General features: G+C 63.4%; 11 protein-coding genes. 5 read left to right on the plus strand and 6 right to left on the minus strand.

Features of this window, described 5'->3' with window-relative positions; translation table 11 throughout:
• The first annotated feature begins 2 nt into the window (after positions 1–2).
• Entirely contained in the window at positions 3–1,835 is a 1,833-nt protein-coding gene (locus AC0NIH_RS08475; protein WP_473463787.1) for an MORN repeat-containing protein, read from the plus strand.
• A gap of 65 nt (positions 1,836–1,900) precedes the next feature.
• Here the strand turns inward: AC0NIH_RS08475 and amrB are convergent, their stop codons facing one another.
• The 5 genes from amrB to AC0NIH_RS08500 all read right to left on the minus strand — a co-directional run bounded on the left by amrB (position 1,901) and on the right by AC0NIH_RS08500 (position 10,024).
• Positions 1,901–3,580: an AmmeMemoRadiSam system protein B gene (gene amrB / locus AC0NIH_RS08480; RefSeq protein WP_473463790.1), complete on the minus strand. Its 1,680-nt coding sequence runs from the start codon at positions 3,578–3,580 to the stop codon at positions 1,901–1,903.
• Entirely contained in the window at positions 3,577–6,609 is a 3,033-nt protein-coding gene (locus AC0NIH_RS08485) for a caspase family protein (protein ID WP_473463793.1), read from the minus strand. Before AC0NIH_RS08485 ends, amrB begins: the two co-directional genes overlap by 4 nt.
• Positions 6,606–7,313, minus strand: coding sequence for a DUF4760 domain-containing protein (locus tag AC0NIH_RS08490; protein ID WP_473463795.1), 708 nt, complete (start codon positions 7,311–7,313; stop codon positions 6,606–6,608). Before AC0NIH_RS08490 ends, AC0NIH_RS08485 begins: the two co-directional genes overlap by 4 nt.
• Complete coding sequence (locus AC0NIH_RS08495) at positions 7,310–7,630, minus strand: hypothetical protein (protein WP_013892960.1); 321 nt, start codon at positions 7,628–7,630, stop codon at positions 7,310–7,312. The genes AC0NIH_RS08490 and AC0NIH_RS08495 overlap by 4 nt, the downstream gene beginning before the upstream one ends.
• Positions 7,631–7,822: 192 nt before the next feature.
• Positions 7,823–10,024, minus strand: a complete 2,202-nt coding sequence (locus tag AC0NIH_RS08500; protein ID WP_473463798.1) for a caspase family protein — start codon at positions 10,022–10,024, stop codon at positions 7,823–7,825.
• Positions 10,025–10,279: 255 nt separating this feature from the next.
• On the opposite strand from AC0NIH_RS08500, the gene AC0NIH_RS08505 reads away from it, so the two are divergent.
• Positions 10,280–10,684, plus strand: coding sequence for a Fur family transcriptional regulator (locus tag AC0NIH_RS08505; RefSeq protein ID WP_224687424.1), 405 nt, complete (start codon positions 10,280–10,282; stop codon positions 10,682–10,684).
• A gap of 75 nt (positions 10,685–10,759) precedes the next feature.
• On the opposite strand, the gene polA is transcribed toward AC0NIH_RS08505, so the two are convergent.
• Positions 10,760–13,705, minus strand: a complete 2,946-nt coding sequence (polA, locus tag AC0NIH_RS08510; RefSeq protein ID WP_473463927.1) for a DNA polymerase I — start codon at positions 13,703–13,705, stop codon at positions 10,760–10,762.
• Between the two features lie 420 nt (positions 13,706–14,125).
• Between polA and AC0NIH_RS08515 the strand changes: the two genes are divergently transcribed.
• The 3 genes from AC0NIH_RS08515 (at position 14,126) to AC0NIH_RS08525 (ending at position 16,506) form a co-directional block, all read left to right on the plus strand.
• Complete coding sequence (locus tag AC0NIH_RS08515; protein WP_023779240.1) at positions 14,126–15,511, plus strand: M20/M25/M40 family metallo-hydrolase; 1,386 nt, start codon at positions 14,126–14,128, stop codon at positions 15,509–15,511.
• Positions 15,512–15,589: 78 nt separating this feature from the next.
• A complete protein-coding gene (locus AC0NIH_RS08520; RefSeq protein ID WP_023779241.1) occupies positions 15,590–16,210 on the plus strand; it encodes a ribonuclease D in 621 nt (206 codons plus the stop codon).
• Positions 16,211–16,305: 95 nt separating this feature from the next.
• A complete protein-coding gene (locus tag AC0NIH_RS08525) occupies positions 16,306–16,506 on the plus strand; it encodes a hypothetical protein (RefSeq protein WP_023779242.1) in 201 nt (66 codons plus the stop codon).
• The last annotated feature ends 40 nt before the right edge of the window (positions 16,507–16,546 follow it).

Raw genomic sequence — 16,546 nt, forward strand, 5'->3', positions numbered from 1 at the left:
GGATGGCGCGGGCAAGGGCAGTGTTCGGGGTCGCGGCCGCATCGATGCTGGGCACGCTGATGCTTTCACCGGCTTTCGCCGATCCGGCCGCCGCGCCTGCCGACGGCGCCTGGGCGGAACGGGTACAAATCCTCTATCAGGCCGATACCCGTTCGGTGTTGCGCAGGGCAGTGCGCGTTTGGGATTTCCATCCTGAGAAAAACCTCGATTTCGTCTGGGAACCGGCTGCAGGCCAATCGCCGGATCGGACGATCGCCGAGGACGGCACCGTCAATGGCAAGGGCAGGCTGGTTTGGCGGGTGCGAGGCTCGGCGAGCTACGATCCCAAGACCATCTATTCCAGCTATCTCGGTGATGTCAGGAACGGCCGGCCCGACGGGCAAGGCCGGCTCGAACTGCGATCGGGCGAGGTTTTCGAAGGGCATTGGCTCGCCGGGGAACTCAACGGCAAGGGCATGCATATCGACGCCGACGGCAACCGCTACGAGGGCCGGTTCGTCGACGGCATTGCGAATGGCGAGGGTCAACTGTCGTCAACGACCGGGGAGATTTTTGCCGGCTCGTTTGTCGACGGACTGAAAAACGGCAGGGGCCGGACCCGACTCGCCGGTGGCACGGTCTACGCGTCGCAATGGGTGATGGGCAAGGAGGTCGGCGGGTCGCGCCCCGACGTTCTGGCCGACGCCAGGGTGGGCGGCCTCATCAAGGCGCAGGCCGGTGGCGGTGACGCCGACAAGGTCGAGATCGGCGTCGTGGTCGATCAGCGCATGACCCAGCAGTCCGACATGCAGTACCAGCACTTGGTACGCGAGGAGGACATTGCGATCTATCCGCAGGCAGATGAGGACAATGACAGCTGGAACGGCAGCGGACAGATCACGACCAGCAATGTCTTTGGCAGCAAGGACTGGGACGATGCGCCGGCCTTCGCCGAGGTCGACCTCAAGACGACAGGCAAATCCAAAGTCAAGCTCGACAGCCTGGAAATGAAAGTCGCGTCGAGCGATGCCTACCGCAAGCCGATGCTGTCGATATCGGAGCATTTCGGCTGTGTCGGCTTCCGGCCGGATTTCTCGATTATCAACAATGGCTGGGGCGATGCCAAGGACATGAAGATGTCGATCCAGTTCACAGCGGTGAACGAAGATGGCGACGCAACCGGCCAGCCAAGCCGCATGTTCACCAAGGACATCGGCGGTTTCGGCGAAGGTGTCGACGTGTCGGTCAAGAGTGTGCTCGCCGAGGCTGGCGTCGATACGGCGAGCCTCGAGACCGGACGCTTTCCCTGTCCTTCGGTCGACAGTCTCAATGTCTGCCGCAGCCAACTGACCAACAAGATCAAGTTCGGCGAGGTCGCCGACTATCTCGGCAACATGCAACAGGCGATGACGCTGAATGCTATCGGCAAGTTCGATTATTCCTGGGCGGATGACGAAGGTCACGTCCACCAGCAGAGCGAGCCGTTCCGCACCTCCGTGACCATGGCGGTTTTTGAGACTCCGGAATCGATGGCCGAATGTGGCGATGGCGGCGGCGGCACGCCGGAGGCGATGCGCTACCAGAACATCGAGTTTCCGATCGGCAAGCATGACTACACGATCGCCATGCCGGTGCGTGGCAACAAGAGCATCAGCGCTTACACGGCGCGGCTGAAGATGTGGTCGTCGATGTCGTCGATCCACAGCTTCAGCATCGCGGCGCATTTCGCCGATGGCAGCGTGCGCGAGAGCAAGCCGGTGACCTTCTTCTATTTCAAGCCGAAGCGGTCGCTGTTCGAGACCAAGACCGAGCCGGCGGCGTGCTATCTGCCGCGCGATATGGTCGGCTGCGGCTAAGATATGTCGATATTCAGGTGAGGCCGGCCTGACCTGAATCTCAACATAGCTTAATCGGGCAGGTGCTATTTCCTGCCCATCTCGAAATAATTCGGCAGCGGAATGAGCCTGGTGAAGATCGTACCCTGGGCGAAGACGCGCAGTTCCAGCATCGATCCCGACGAGCGTTGCGCGCTCTGGTCGAACAGGAAGTTGCCGAGCGAATAAACCTCGGCGACATCGCCGCCGGCCAGCGGCACGATCGCCTCGCTCGACACATGCGGATGGCCGCCGACGATGGCCGACACGCCGCGCAGGCGCATCTCGTCGGCCAGCATGTCTTCGCGCGGCGACGGCTCGGTTTTGTACTCGCGGCCCCAGTGGACGAAGGCGACCACCGGCCGCTTTGCATTCTCATGCAGCAGCCGGTCGAGCAGGGCAGGGGTGAGCAGGTCGGTGTTCTTCGAGCCGTTGGTGTCGATGTCGGTCAGGCCGACAAGATCGAGATCGGCGAGCGCCAGCGTTTCGCCCTGGCCGACATGAGGGATGCCGGCTTCGTCCAGGGCGCGCAGCGTCTCGGCATAGCCTGACGGGCCGAGATCGTAGGCGTGGTTGTTGGCGAGGCTGACAGCGGCGACATTGAGCCGCTTCATCATGTCGAGGGCGAGGCCTCCCGGCATCGCCAGCGTCATGTCGTCGATCGCTTCCGGAACGTTGGGCAGGATGACGCCTTCGAGATTGACGATCAGCGGTCGCGATCCAGTCAGCGAAAGGACGCTGTCGACGACGCGGTCGGCGATGCCGTCACGGACCAAAATCTTCTTCATGGCGCGGCCGAAATTCACGTCGCCGGCAAGATAGTAGATCCTGTCCTTTGGCCGTGCCGGATTGTTGAAGCCCGGACCGAATGCGCCGAACAGCGCCACCACGTAGCTGGTGGTCCGCTCGACGTAATCCGGCGTGTGCTCCTGCGAATTCTCGTTGGCGATAACCAGCGGCCGGGCGCCGAACAATTCGCGCTGCAGCCTGGTCTGGATGTAGAGCGCACCGGCGGAATCGGCGTGATCGGGCTGGCGCAGCGCCGCTATGCCGTCGAGCGAGCCGGCGGCCAGCATGTTCAGGGACTGCTGGTCGAAACGCCTGGAGTCGTGCTGCGGCAGGTAATGCGAAAAGTCGGTGGATTCGACGATCAGCGTGTCCTGGTCGACGATGGCTTTGAGCGCCTCCGCCAGCCGGTCCCAATCGCCACGCTTCGCCTTCACCGACATCGCTATCGGAACGATGCTCGCCTCGGGGAAATAATGGTGCAGGAAAGGCAGCGTTGCCCGCACGCCATGTTCCTTGTCGAACAGGCAGGATTCCTCGACCATGTCGCTGTTTGCCTCCAGCCGGCGCACCGCGTCAGCGTCGGCTGCAACCGAGCCAAGCACGGTGTCGAAGCCGCGCACGGAGGTGGCGTAGAGCTTGTGCGTCTTGTGGAAGTGGTCCGGCGACAGGATGACGATGCGCTTGTAGCGGAAGCCGGAGGCTGCCCTGAAACCGAGCGCCACCAGATCAGCGGCGAGCAGATGATGCGGCACCGTGATGCCGGTCAGCCGCTGGTTGGATGGCTGGACATTGGCAACGTCGGCGATGGCATTTTTGAACAGTGTGGCGTCGTCGTAGAAGGGCGGAAAGTTTTCGGTGCCGGGCGGGCAGACGAGTGGGGCGGCGAAGGTGGGGAGGGAGAGCAGGGTTAGGAGCACGATTAGGAAGATCGGCCTCATGGCTCAGCCAACACGATGTTTTCCACACCGCCGACATAATAGAACGGCTTCTGCTTCGACGCGGTCAGCCGCACCACCTCGCGCGAAATGAAATCGGCGAGGCCGAACAGCGTGACGCCACCGTCCGATGTCCTCGCCTTGCCGCGCAGGCCCTCGAGGATCGAATAGGTGAAGACGCCATGGCCGAGTTCGGGCAGTTCGGCGGCGGTGTTGTTGGCGGCGGTGGCCGAGAACACGACGATGCGCGCATCCTGCGCGTCCTTCTCCAAGCGCGGGTTGAAAGCATTGGCGGCGTGGCAGGTGTCGAGCAGCATGAAGCGCATGCCCTTGGCCCGTTCGACCGATTTCTGGATGTCGGACCAGTCGACAAGCGAGGAGCGCTTCCAGCGCTCGGCATCCTGTTTGCGGCCGTCGGTCGGGATGAAATAATAGTCCTCGTCGATGTTGATGCCGTGGCCGGCAACGAAGATGATGGTGGTGTCGTGCTCGCCAGGCCGGTCGAGGAAATCGGCGAGCTGGTCGTCGATCGTGTCCGAATCGGGCTCCATGATGTTGTCGGCGCTGGCGACCGCGTAGGCCTGCTTGGCGTTGTCGGGGGCTTCGTCGAGCGCTTCGCGGTTCACCAAAACCAGCGTCTCCATGGACGCGAACAGCGGCGCCGATTTCTGCGCAATGACCTTGAGGAATTCGGTGGCGTCATCGACGGGGTAGCGCAGGTCGCAGGCGTGGCCGGAGCAGGCGTCGGTCAGGAACGGATATTTGTCGACGCCGATCACCGCGACATAGAGCTTGCCCTTGGGCTCGGCCTTCTCGGTCTTCCTCGCCAGCGCGGTGACGCTGCGCTCGGTCAGATAGCCATATTCGTTGGTGCCGGTGATGCGGATTGTGTTTTTCCCGTCCTCGACCGGTACCTCGACGATGGTGCTGTTGCCGTCCACCGAGCGTGCGGTGAGGTCCCCGACATTGCGGCTGTTCGATAGGATCGAGAAGCCGGCGACATCGGTTCCGGCTTCCCTGGCGCCGGTGATCTCGACAGCGACATAACCGTCGCGGACCTTGCTTTGGTCTTCCGCGAGGCGGATGCCGAATTCCGGCGGCTTGCGCTGCAAAAGCTTTTGCAGCTCGTTATCGACGCCCGGCCGCATCTCCTCGACCGCCTGTCTGGCGCTGCGCAAGATGATGGCGCGGCGCACCATTTCGGGGCTCCAGAGATATTTCTTCAACTGGCCGGCGCGGATGAAACGGCCTTCGTGGTCGCGGCCCTGGTTGACCTGCCAGCCGATCAGCTTGTCGCCCTCGTCGGAGGAGTAGTAATAGCCTTGCGGCATCCAGGCGATCCATTGCGAGCCGGCAAAGAACATCGACACGATCAGTTCGTGGGTCGTCAGGTTCCACAGCCTGAGCGTCTGGTCGGCGCTCCCGGTGACCAGCAGGCCGGCTTTCTGCGAGGCGACCATGGCGTTGATTTCGCCGGTGTGGCCGATGAATTCGCCGGAGACCCTGGCGGTCGCGGCCTTGTATTCCAGCAGCGTGCCGTCATTGCCGCCGGTGATCAGGCCAAGCCCGTCGTCGATCAGGGTAAAGGCGGAATGGACAAAGCCGACGGTTGCATCGTTCTCGATCGAGCGCACCATCTTACCGTCATGAAGTATCTCCAGCACCGCATTTTCCAGCGCGTCCTTGCCACCCGTGGCGGCACGTAGCGACCAGTGTTCGTCGGCCAGCACGGCGCGGGCAAACGAGCCCGGTTCCGTCAGCGGCTGCGGGTCGTCGAAGAAACGCTCGGTGGTCGGCAATATCAGCGCGTTGCTCAACGTGCCCTGCTTTTCCGGGCAGGCCACGCGATCGGGGCAGGGGTTGGCGTTGCCCCAGGCGATGACGCCGTTCGCCGCGTCGATGCCGATTGATGTCACCGGCTCGCCCAAGCCCTGCAGCAATGCCTTTTGTTCGCCGGTGGCCGGATCCCAGACCTGGATGGCGTTGCGCGTGCCGCCGGCGGTCGCCACCAGCGAGCCGTCTGCGTTGGCGGCGCTGGCGTAGACGGTGCCGTCGTGACCGGAGTAGTCGAGCAGATTCTCGCCGTTGTCGGTGTTCCAGACGGTGGAACGATGCTTGTCGGCGCAGCGATAGCCGCAGGAGACGACCAGCCGCGAACCCTTGGCGAAGGTCAGCGAACCGATCAGGAAATCCTGCTTCGGCATGGTGCGCGCCAGCGTGCCGTCGGCCGCGCGCCAGAGCTGGACCTGTCCGTCCTTGCTGCCGGTGGCAAACAGGCTGCCGTCCAGCGAGGCGGCCAGCGCCTGGACGCTGATCTCCCTCAATTGTTCCGCCTCGGCCGGCAAGGCGATCTCCTCGCCCTTGGCGACATCCCAGAGCCGGATGCCATTGTCGGTGGTGGCCGCCGCCAGGCGGGTTCCCTCGGCGGCGAAGGCCAGCTTGTCGATGTGCCAGGAATCGGCGTCGAGCTTCTTGTCCAGCGTCCAGCCGGTCACCGATGTATCGTCGGGCCGCCAGAGATAGACCATGCCGTCGCCACCACCGGCAGCCAGGGTCTTGCCGTCGGGGGAGAAGGCGAGGTTATAGGTCGCGTAGTCGGCGGCCTTGAGCACGGCCTTCATCTTGCCGGTGGCAAAGTCGAACAGCCTGACGTCGCCATAGGGCGGCTTGTCGCCGAGGCTGGCGCCGAAATAGCCGCCGGCGGCGATCGTCTTGCCATCCGGCGAAACCGCGACCGCGAAGATCTTGCCATCGCTGCCATTGCCGAGATAGCCGCGGATGGTGCGCAGCGTCACGCCGCTCTGCCAGTCCCAGATGCGGATGGTCTTGTCGTCGGACGCAGAGACGATGTCTTCGCCGTCGGGCGTGAAGGCAAGATCGGTGACTTGGGCGCTGTGCCCGCCGGTGTCGAGGTCGAGGTGGAAATCGGGGACGTCCTCGGCGCGGGCGACCGAGGCGGAAACCAGGGCTCCAGCCACGGCCAGCCAGCGACAGGCGCGCATAAGGCGGAAGCCCGCTTTTCCCTTCGTCATTTGGCTTCGGCAGTGGGCTGCCCATTGCGCACATAGGCTTCGATGGCCGTGGCGAAAGTCGGTGAACCCGCCTTGCGCTGCTTGTCGACATAGCCGGCAAAGTAACTCCAGAACGAGACGGCATAATCGTGGAAATAGGCATCGGTCACTTTGCGCGAACACAGGTCGCCGTCGACGCAGAAGGACAGGCGGTTGAGGAAATAGACGATGCGGTCGAAATTCTCGTTGAAATCGGCAAGCGGCATGTCACCCCCCGAAGCGCTCATCGCCTCGATGCCGATGCGCTGCCGGAACACCTGCTCCTCGGTCGGCGAGGGATTTGCACTGAGCAGATTGTCGTATTTGGCGTTGAGGGCAGCGAGACGATCCTTCAGCGCCCGCTGCGCCTGCTGGTAGTCCTTGGTCTCCCAGAGCTCGACCAGCGACATGGTCTGTTCGACGCGCTTCTGCTCCTGGTTGGCCAGGAACTGGTAGACCGAGAATGCCAAAGTGAAGATGATGGCAAAGCGCACCAGCATCCCCGACCAGGCATAGACCAGCATGCGCCAGTCGCGGTCGGTGAACGGATTGCTCTCCTTCTTGATCTCATGGCTGCTCGGCCAGGGGAAACCTTCGGTGGTTTCAGGCAGCGTCTGCGTTGCCGCCGTCGCCTTGGTGGTCGCAACCATCTGTGTCTGCTTTGTCGTGCCCCCCGGCTTTTTCATTTGCAGTTGTCCAATTCGATGGTGGCGGAGGGATCGAGCACCACGCCCGGCGCTTCAAGCTGCTTTTTCAGGCATGCCAGCTGCGGGCGCGAAACCATGAACTGCACGTCCGGCTCCGCCGGCGCCTTGCTCGGCGAGGGCAACGCTTCGACCACGCCGCGCGAGGCGCAACTTGAGAGATCGACCACGACCGCGTCACTGCTGGTTTTGGCGAACTGGTCGTATTGATCGAGGAAGCAGGTTGCCAGTTCCGAATTGATGACCACCTGCTTGGCACAGAGGCCGCAAGTGTCCTGCGCCGAGGCATTGGCGATCATGAACAGGCCACCGGCAAGTCCGGCAACCGCTCCACGCCAGGAAAAAACACTGTTCCTCAAGACCGATCCTATCTGTTTCATCAGCCGCTCACCCTTTGGCTGAGGCCGGGAATGTTCTCATATCGCGCCAAGCGCGCAAGGGCCGGCTCGCAAGGGCTGGCGCAACAGGGCGCGCGCCCCAGCGCCGGAGTTTCAGGCGCGCGGCACCGTCTCCATCGGGAAGATCATCACCGCGCCTTTCGGGCCGCTCTTGTCGGCAAGCCGCATCACCGAGCGGGTCGGCGGCGCCATGCCGATATCGGCGAGCATGTCGGAGAAGCTGGCGGCGCCCAGCCCGCGCGTCATCGACGCGACGCCGTCCTGCGCCAGGAAGCTCAGATCCTCCTTCTCGCTCTCCGGTGGCGCCTCGGTCAGCACCGCGATCATCCGCTCCATGCCGAAACTGGTGTCGGTGAAGGCCAGCAGTCCTTCCTCCAGGGTGGCCTGCGGCGCGAGGCGCTCGGCAACGATGTGGGTGATCGAATAGTCGCTGCCGACGTAAAGCACGTTGATGTCGACCAGCTGGTCCGAGCTGTTCCTGGCCAGCACATGCACCTCGTCGCCGGGTGAGACGCGGGGAACCACCGAAGCCTGCAACGGCTCGAGCCCGTCCTTGTCGCTGCGCTTGACCTGGAACTGGACGTCGACATCCTCTGGCCTGTAGTCGGAGGCCGCCGCCAGCCGCGAAAGCCCGGTGGCGCGGAAGATGGTGCGCAAATTCCTGACCGTCGCATCGACCAGTTTCTGGCGATCGTCCGGGTGGATCATGATCAGCGGCGGTTTGCCGCCGTCCTTCAGGGTCACATCGCCCGACGCCGGCAGGAACCACAGCGCCGGCTTGTCGGTCGCGTCCTTGGCGGAACCGGCAATGGCGTTCTCGCGCATCACCGCGAAACGCAGCTCGGCGCTTTTGCCCGGATCGACCAGCTCGATGTTGAAGCCGGTTTCCTTGGCGGTGGCCAACTCGTCGAGAACCGAATTGACGAGAGCGGTTTCCTTCTCAAGTCCCCTGGTCGCGGCAGGCCGCGCGATTGTGAGCTTGTAGTCGACGGCGATCTCCGCCACTCGCGCATAGGAATTCGCTGGAATGTCGGCCAGCTTCAGCGCCGGCTTCTTGTCGAACTCGACTGGCTTGACGCGGCTTTCCAGGTTCTTTGCCGACTGCACTTCGAGATAGCCAACGGCATCCGACAGCGACGACAGCGCCGAGGGCAGGATGGCGAGCTTGCTGCCGGGGGTCAGGCGGTGCAGCAGGCCGGCGCCGATCGTCGCCTCACCGTCCTTGACGGCGACTGGCCATTGCATGACCGCGTCCATCTTGTCGGTGCCGAAGACGCGCGCGTCGAGTTCGCCCTCGAACAGCGGCGTCGGCCGGGTGCGGCTGTCGGCCGAATATTGCTGCAGCACGGCCTGGCCAAGCTGGCGATAGGTGATGTTGGGGTTCTCGGCCAGTTTCGACAGGATGGTGAAGGTGAACAGGCCGAAGCGCGGTGCATCCGCGGTGCCCTTGGGCAGCGGCATCTCCGGCGTCGTCTCCACCGTCTGCGCGGCGTAGAAGGCGACCAGCTTGCCCTTGGCGATGGGTTCGCCGCCAGTCGGCGTCAGGTTGAAAGCGGGCTTGCGCGCGCCATTTTCGTCGAGGCCGCGCGAGGCGCTTGCGGCCGTATCCTCATAGGTCTTGACGGCTGCCACCCGGGCTGCTTCGTCGCCGCCGACCAGGTCGGCGAACTCGACCTTGCGCTCCATCTCGTCGTCGACTTCGACGGCGCGTGTCGCAGTGCCGGAATGGCAGCAGTCGAACACCGCCCAGACAAAGGCGCCCTTGTCGCGGATGGCGTCCAGCGCGTCGCCCATCTCATTGTCGACCAACGCATTGGGCACGCCGGCATCGCGGTTGATCCACTTGTCGATATCGACAGGCAGGAAGATCTCATCGAGCCCATCGGTCTCGTCGCCCTTGACCCTCGCAGGCTGCTGGGCGCCGTGACCGGACAAATGCAGATAGACGAAATCGTCGCGCTGCACTTTCTCGGCAAGATCGGCGAGCGCAGCCTTGATCGCCGCATGGGTCGGCAAGCCCTTGGCGCCGGGCACGTCCTTGGCGAGCAGCGTAATGTTTTCGGGCGCGAACCGCACCGGATCGGGCACGTTCTTGAGAAGATATTCGTGCACCAGGCCGGCATCGTTCTTCGGCCCGATCAGCCAGTTCCTCTGGGGCAGGGCAGGATATTCAGTGCATGCCACCAGCAGCGCATGATAGGTGCGCGATGCGGCGAGCGCGCGGAACGGCACCGTACCGGCAGCCATCAGCGCCGACGTGCCGACAAGCAGCGTCCGGCGTGTCAATTTGATCATATTGCTTCCCCAAGCCCGATCGAATTTCCCAAGCGAGGCCACCCTCACCGAGAATCTTGTCAGTATTTTGAATGTCGCTTCGCCATAGATCCCGCTATCCCTCCGCCATCCCCAAATGTGCCGGCAGGTCATCGATCGGCCGGGACAGCAACAGAAGAGTAGCAAAGACCGCGGTTCGTCGCTATCTGAATGGAACCAGGCTCTACGTTCGAAGAAGCAGCCTGGAAACGGCGCGGGACAAGTTGGAACGGAACCATGGCGGCAAGGGATGTGCTGACGAAAAACCAGCTGTGCGTGCTCGAGAAGCTCGAGACCGCCAGTGGGCCGCTCAGCGCCTATACCTTGCTCGACCAGTTGCGTGAGCGGGGCTTCCGCGCCCCGCTACAAGTCTACCGCGCGCTCGACACGCTGGTGAAGTCAGGCTTCGTGCATCGGTTGGAAAGCATCAATTCCTTCGTCGCCTGCGCCGAACCGCACGACCACAGCCATTCCATGACCGCCTTCGCCATCTGCGACACATGCGGGCAGGTGACCGAAATGTCCGATCACGACGTCGACCACCGGCTGAACGAATGGGTCAACTCGACCGGCTTCGCCGCCAAGAAGGCGGTGATCGAGTTTCGTGGGACGTGCGCCAAGTGCCGGGCTGAAGCGGCCTGAGGTGTATTGATATTCAGGTGAGGCCGGTCTGCAAATGGCCGCTTGACCTGAATCGCAACACACCTTGCGTTGGCGCTAATGCGCCTCGTCCCAGTTGTTGGCCGCTCGGGCGTCGACGTGCAGCGGGACCGACATCGATACAGCCGGCATCGCCGCGTTTTCCATGACATGGCGCACGACGGGAATGGTCGCCTCGACTTCCGCGTCGACGGTTTCGAAGATCAGTTCGTCATGCACTTGAAGAAGCATGCGGGCGGACAGCTTCGCCTTCTCCAGCGCCTCGTCCATGCGCACCATGGCGCGGCGGATGATGTCGGCGGCGGTGCCTTGCAGGCGGGCATTGATCGAGGCGCGCTCGTTGAACGCGCGGATCGAGGGGTTGGACGATCTTATATCCGGATAGTGGATGCGGCGGCCGAAGATCGTCTCGACGAAGCCATGCTCGCGGGCATAGGCCTTGGTCTCCTCGATATAGTCGCGGATGCCGGGGAAACGCTCGAAGTATTTCTTGATGTAGTTGCTCGCCTCCTCGCGCGGGATCGACAGCTGGTTGGCGAGGCCGAAGGCGGAGATGCCGTAGATAATGCCGAAATTGATCGCCTTCGCGCGGCGGCGGACTTCCGAAGGCATGCCCTCCACGGGCACGTTGAACATCTCCGAGGCGGTGATGGCATGGATGTCGGCGCCGTCGGCGAAGGCCTGCCGCAGTTGCGGGATCTCGGCGACATGGGCGAGCACGCGCAGTTCGATCTGGCTGTAGTCGGCCGAGACCAGCCGGTTGCCCTTGTCGGCAATGAAGGCGGTCCTGATCTTGCGCCCCTCGGCGGTGCGCACGGGAATGTTCTGCAGGTTCGGGTCGGACGATGACAGGCGGCCCGTGGTGGTCGCGGCAAGCGCGTAGGAGGTGTGGACGCGTTTGGTGTCGGGATGGATGAAGCCGGGCAGCGCATCGGTATAGGTCGATTTCAGCTTGGTTAGCTGGCGCCAGTCGACGATCTTGCGCGGCAGTTCGTGACCCTCGGCGGCGAGGTCTTCCAGAAGTTGCGCCGAGGTCGACCACTGGCCGGTCTTGGTCTTGGAGCCACCGGGAAGGCCCATCCGGCCAAACAGGATGTCGCCGAGCTGCTTGGGCGAGCCGATGTTGATGCGTTCGCCGATGAGCTGGTAGATTTCCTCCTCCAGCCGGGCGGCACCTTGCGCCAGTTCGCCCGACAGCCTGGACAGGATCTGCCGGTCGACCGAAATGCCGCGCTGTTCCATGCGCGCCAGCACCGGCACCAGCGGCCGTTCCAGCCGCTCGTAGACCGACACCAGGCCCTTGGCGGCAAGCCGGGGCTTCAGCACCAGCCAGAGCCGGAGCGTGACGTCGGCGTCCTCGGCGGCGTGGGCGGTCGCCTTGTCGATGTCGACCTGATCGAAACCGACCGAGCTCTTGCCGGAGCCGGTCACGTCCTTGAGCTGGAGAGGGGTATGGCCAAGCCATTTGTCGGCAAGCGCGTCCATGCCGTGGCCGTGCGGCGTGCCGGCATCGAGCACATAGGAGATCAGCATGGTGTCGTCGAACGGCGCGACATCGATGCCATAGCGGCTCATGATGACGAGATCGTATTTCAGGTTCTGCGCGATCTTGAGGACCGATTTGTCCTCCAGCAGTGGTTTCAGCACCGCCAGCGCCTCGCGAAGAGAGATCTGGTTTTCCAGCGTGCCGCCGCCGAGCAGGTCACCGTTGCCGCTCTTGTGGGAAAAGGGAATGTAGGCGGCGCGGCCAGGTGCGGTCGCCATTGCCATGCCGATCAGTTCGGCCTGCATCGGATCGGCCGCTGTCGCCCTGACGTCGAAGGCGGCGATGCCAGTCTCGCGCGCTTCGGCCACCCATGCTTTCAAGGTCGCGATATCGCGAATGCATTGGTAGGCCGATATGTCGATCTTGCGGGTGGCCGCCCGCTCCAGCCGCAGCGCCGCGAGCAGGGAAGGGGTGTCGCCCTGCTTTGGTGTTTCGGTGGTTCCGTTGGCCTCGCTTGGCTCGGCCCCGTTTCGGGCAATGACGGGTGCTCCGGCGCCGACATCCGGCCCATGCGCACTATCGGCGCGTTCGACGGTGACAGCGACGGCCTGGACGTCCCCGGCCTCGGTGCTGGTCGCTTCCGCGACGCGACGGGTCAGCGAGGTGAATTCCATCGTCTTGAGGAAGCCGATCAGCTTCGGGCCGTCCGGTGCGTGCAGGACGAAGTCGTCCAGCCCCTCGGCCACCGGCACGTCGTTCTTCAGCGTCACCAGCTGGCGCGAGATGCGCGCCTTGTCGGTGTTGGCGATGATCGATTCGCGCCTCTTGTCCTGCTTGATCTCGCCGGCCCGGGCCAGCAGCCCGTCGAGGTCGCCGAACTGCTCCAGCAGTTGCGCCGCCGTCTTCGGGCCGATGCCGGGCACGCCGGGAACGTTATCCACGGAGTCGCCGGTCAACGCCTGCAGATCGATCATCTTTTCCGGCGGCACGCCCCATTTCTCGATCACTTCGGGAACACCGATCTGGCGATCCTTCATCGGGTCGTACATGCCGACCGTGGCACCGACCAGTTGCATAAGGTCCTTGTCGGAGGAGATGATGGTGGTGTCGCCGCCGGCCTCGCAGGCCAGCCGGCAATAGGTGGCGATGAGATCGTCGGCCTCGAAGCCTTCCATCTCGATGCAGGGCAGGTTGAACGCCCGGGTCGCCTGGCGGATCAAGCCGAATTGCGGGATCAGATCCTCGGGCGGCGCCGAACGGTTGGCCTTGTATTCGGGGTAAAGGTCATTGCGGAAGGTTTTCGAGGAATAGTCGAAGATGACCGCGAAATGCGTCGGCACGATGCCTACATCGGTGTTGCGGGCATCCTGCATCAGCTTCCACAGCATGTTGCAGAAACCGGAAACGGCGCCGACCGGCAGGCCGTCGGACTTGCGTGTCAGCGGCGGCAGCGCGTGATAGGCCCGGAAGATGTAGCCGGAGCCGTCGACAAGGAAGAGATGATCGCCTTTTTTCATGCCGGCAGGGATAGCGCGGCGCGACGGCTTGGTCCATGCCAAAGACATCGCCAGATATCGGTTCCGGCAACACCCTGACAGAACCAGGTCGAGGCGGCCTGATCACAGCCACGTTACAAAAGTGTAATACTCGTGCCCTTGAATCGCCACGTTCACAGACCCAAATAGAACTCATCGGCAGTTTTCGCCGAAGTCCGGAGCAAGGCCCGTCCCCCGCCTATCCCGGACACTTGCGGCAGCCTATCCCCCCTCTCCGGGCTGCCGCATCGTTTCGAGTAAAGGCCGCCGTGGTTCCCCTCCACCACGGCGGCATTTTTTTGCCTTGCGACATAGCTGCGCGGCCGTGGTCCAATGGTCCCGGGCTTTTCGTTTTGCCGCTCTGCCTTTACGGTTCCGGCACTGAATCGAAAGGCTTAGCAAATGTCCGCAATTTCCCCCGTCCTCGACCGCCTCGACAAGAATCTCGACCAGAGCCTCGAACGGCTGTTCGGCCTGCTCAGGATCAAATCGATCTCCACCGATCCGGCCTATGCCGCAGACTGCCGCAAAGCGGCGGAATGGCTGGTGGCGGAGCTGAAGCTGATCGGCTTCGACGCCAGCGTGCGTGATACGCCCGGACATCCGATGGTCGTCGCGCATCATGACGGGCCGGCGGGTTCGCCGCATGTGCTGTTCTATGGCCACTACGACGTACAGCCGGTCGACCCGATTGAACTGTGGGAGAACGACCCGTTCGCGCCTGCCATCAAGGAGGTCGGGCCTGGACACAAGGTGATCACGGGGCGTGGCTCGGCCGACGACAAGGGCCAGCTGATGACCTTCGTCGAGGCGTGCCGCGCCTGGAAGCAGGTGCATGGCAACCTGCCATGCAACATCACCATCCTGTTCGAGGGCGAGGAAGAGTCCGGCTCACCGTCGCTGAAGCCGTTCCTCGAAGCCAATGCCGGGGAGCTCAAGGCCGACTTTGCGCTGGTCTGCGATACCGGCATGTGGAACCGCGACACGCCGTCGATCTGCGTGGGACTGCGCGGACTGGTCGGCGAGGAGATCACGGTCAAGGCCGCCGACCGCGACCTGCATTCCGGCCTCTATGGCGGGGCCGCCGCCAACCCGATCCGCATCCTGGCCAAGGTGCTGGCCGACATCCACGACAAGGATGGCCATATCACCATCCCCGGCTTCTATGACGGCGTCGAGGAAACGCCGTCGCAGGTGCTGAAATCATGGGAGACGCTTGGCGAGACGGCCGAGACCTTCCTCGGGCCTGTCGGCCTGTCGATCCCTTCGGGGGAAAAAGGCCGTTCGGTGCTGGAACTCACCTGGGCGCGGCCGACCGCCGAGTTCAACGGCATCATCGGCGGCTATACCGGCAAGGGGTTCAAGACGGTGATCGCGGCGGAAGCCTCGGCGAAGGTGTCGTTCCGCCTCGTCCACAAGCAGGATCCCAAGAAGATCCGCGCAGCCTTCCAGAAATTCGTCAGCGAGCGCATTCCGGCCGACTGTTCGGTCGAGTTCCACCCGCATGGCGGCTCGCCGGCAATCCAGCTTTCCTATGACTCGCCATTCCTGGCCAAGGCCAAGAATGCGCTGTCCGATGAGTGGCCGAAGCCTGCGGTGACGACCGGCAGCGGCGGCTCCATTCCGGTGGTGGGCGACTTCCAGACCTATCTCGGCATGGAATCGCTGCTGGTCGGCTTCGGCCTCGACGACGACCGCATCCATTCGCCCAACGAGAAATATGAGCTCTCATCCTTCCACAAGGGCCAGCGCTCCTGGGCGCGCATTCTCGATGCACTGACGCGCTGAGCGGCGGAAAACGAGATTTCTTGTTGATTTTTCACCGGATCGCGGCGAGGACGGGTAACGCCGCGACCGGAGAAGACAATGGCCGATATCCGTTTCCACAAGCATGATCTGCCTGACCTCACGCATTACAATGTCGGGGCGGTGGCCATCGACACGGAAACGCTGGGCCTCAACCCGCATCGCGACCGGCTGTGCGTGGTGCAGATCTCGCCCGGCGACGGCAGCGCCGACGTTATCCAGATCGCACCGGGGCAGAAGAAGGCGCCGAACCTCGTCAGCCTGCTCAGGAACCGCGGCATAACCAAGCTGTTCCACTACGGGCGCTTCGACCTTGCCGTGCTCTACAATGCGTTCGGGGTGATGCCCGAGCCGGTGTTCTGCACCAAGATCGCCTCGCGGCTGACCCGTACCTATACCGACCGTCACGGGCTGAAGGACATCTGCTTCGAGCTTCTCGGCGTCGGCCTCTCCAAGGCGCAGCAATCGTCGGACTGGGCGGCTGAAACACTGTCGCCCGAACAGCTCGAATATGCCGCTTCCGATGTGCTCTATCTGCACCGGCTGCGCGATGTCCTTGCCGGGCGGCTGGCACGCGACGGGCGGGCCAAGGAGGCGGATGCCTGTTTCCGCTTCCTGCCGACGCGGGCCAAGCTTGACCTGATGGGCTGGGGCGAAGAGGATATCTTCGCTCACAGCTGACCGGCCTCGCGCAACTTGCGTCGCCGGAGCAGTTTGGAACCACGTGCAAGCCGTCGCGTTCTGTCGGCTCAGTTAGTCGGTTCGAAGGGGATGACATGGTCGACCGAAAGCCCATTGCGACCGCGCCGACCGACGGCTCCAAGGTCAGCGTTACCTGGAAGGACAGCGACGGCGTGCTGAACGAATCCATCGCGCAATATCGCGACGACGGCTGGTGGGTCTACACCGACAGCCACACGCAAAAGAAGGTCGAGCCGACCAGTTGGCGGCCCGCCGCCAGCGACGATGACGATTAGGTTTTTGACGCAATCCCCAAGCCACAGCGCTACGCGCTTT

The sequence above is a fragment of the Mesorhizobium sp. WSM1386 genome, assembly GCF_055901595.1.

Coding starts and splice junctions, on each gene's coding strand:
- AC0NIH_RS08505 (WP_224687424.1), top strand. CDS start 10,280: ATGGCGGCAAGGGATGTGCTGACGAAAAACCAGCTGTGCGTGCTCGAG.
- AC0NIH_RS08490 (WP_473463795.1), bottom strand. CDS start 7,313: ATGAAAAAGCCGGGGGGCACGACAAAGCAGACACAGATGGTTGCGACC.
- AC0NIH_RS08520 (WP_023779241.1), top strand. CDS start 15,590: ATGGCCGATATCCGTTTCCACAAGCATGATCTGCCTGACCTCACGCAT.
- AC0NIH_RS08515 (WP_023779240.1), top strand. CDS start 14,126: ATGTCCGCAATTTCCCCCGTCCTCGACCGCCTCGACAAGAATCTCGAC.
- amrB (WP_473463790.1), bottom strand. CDS start 3,580: ATGAGGCCGATCTTCCTAATCGTGCTCCTAACCCTGCTCTCCCTCCCC.
- AC0NIH_RS08495 (WP_013892960.1), bottom strand. CDS start 7,630: ATGATCGCCAATGCCTCGGCGCAGGACACTTGCGGCCTCTGTGCCAAG.
- AC0NIH_RS08500 (WP_473463798.1), bottom strand. CDS start 10,024: ATGATCAAATTGACACGCCGGACGCTGCTTGTCGGCACGTCGGCGCTG.
- polA (WP_473463927.1), bottom strand. CDS start 13,705: ATGAAAAAAGGCGATCATCTCTTCCTTGTCGACGGCTCCGGCTACATC.
- AC0NIH_RS08475 (WP_473463787.1), top strand. CDS start 3: ATGGCGCGGGCAAGGGCAGTGTTCGGGGTCGCGGCCGCATCGATGCTG.
- AC0NIH_RS08525 (WP_023779242.1), top strand. CDS start 16,306: ATGGTCGACCGAAAGCCCATTGCGACCGCGCCGACCGACGGCTCCAAG.
- AC0NIH_RS08485 (WP_473463793.1), bottom strand. CDS start 6,609: ATGACGAAGGGAAAAGCGGGCTTCCGCCTTATGCGCGCCTGTCGCTGG.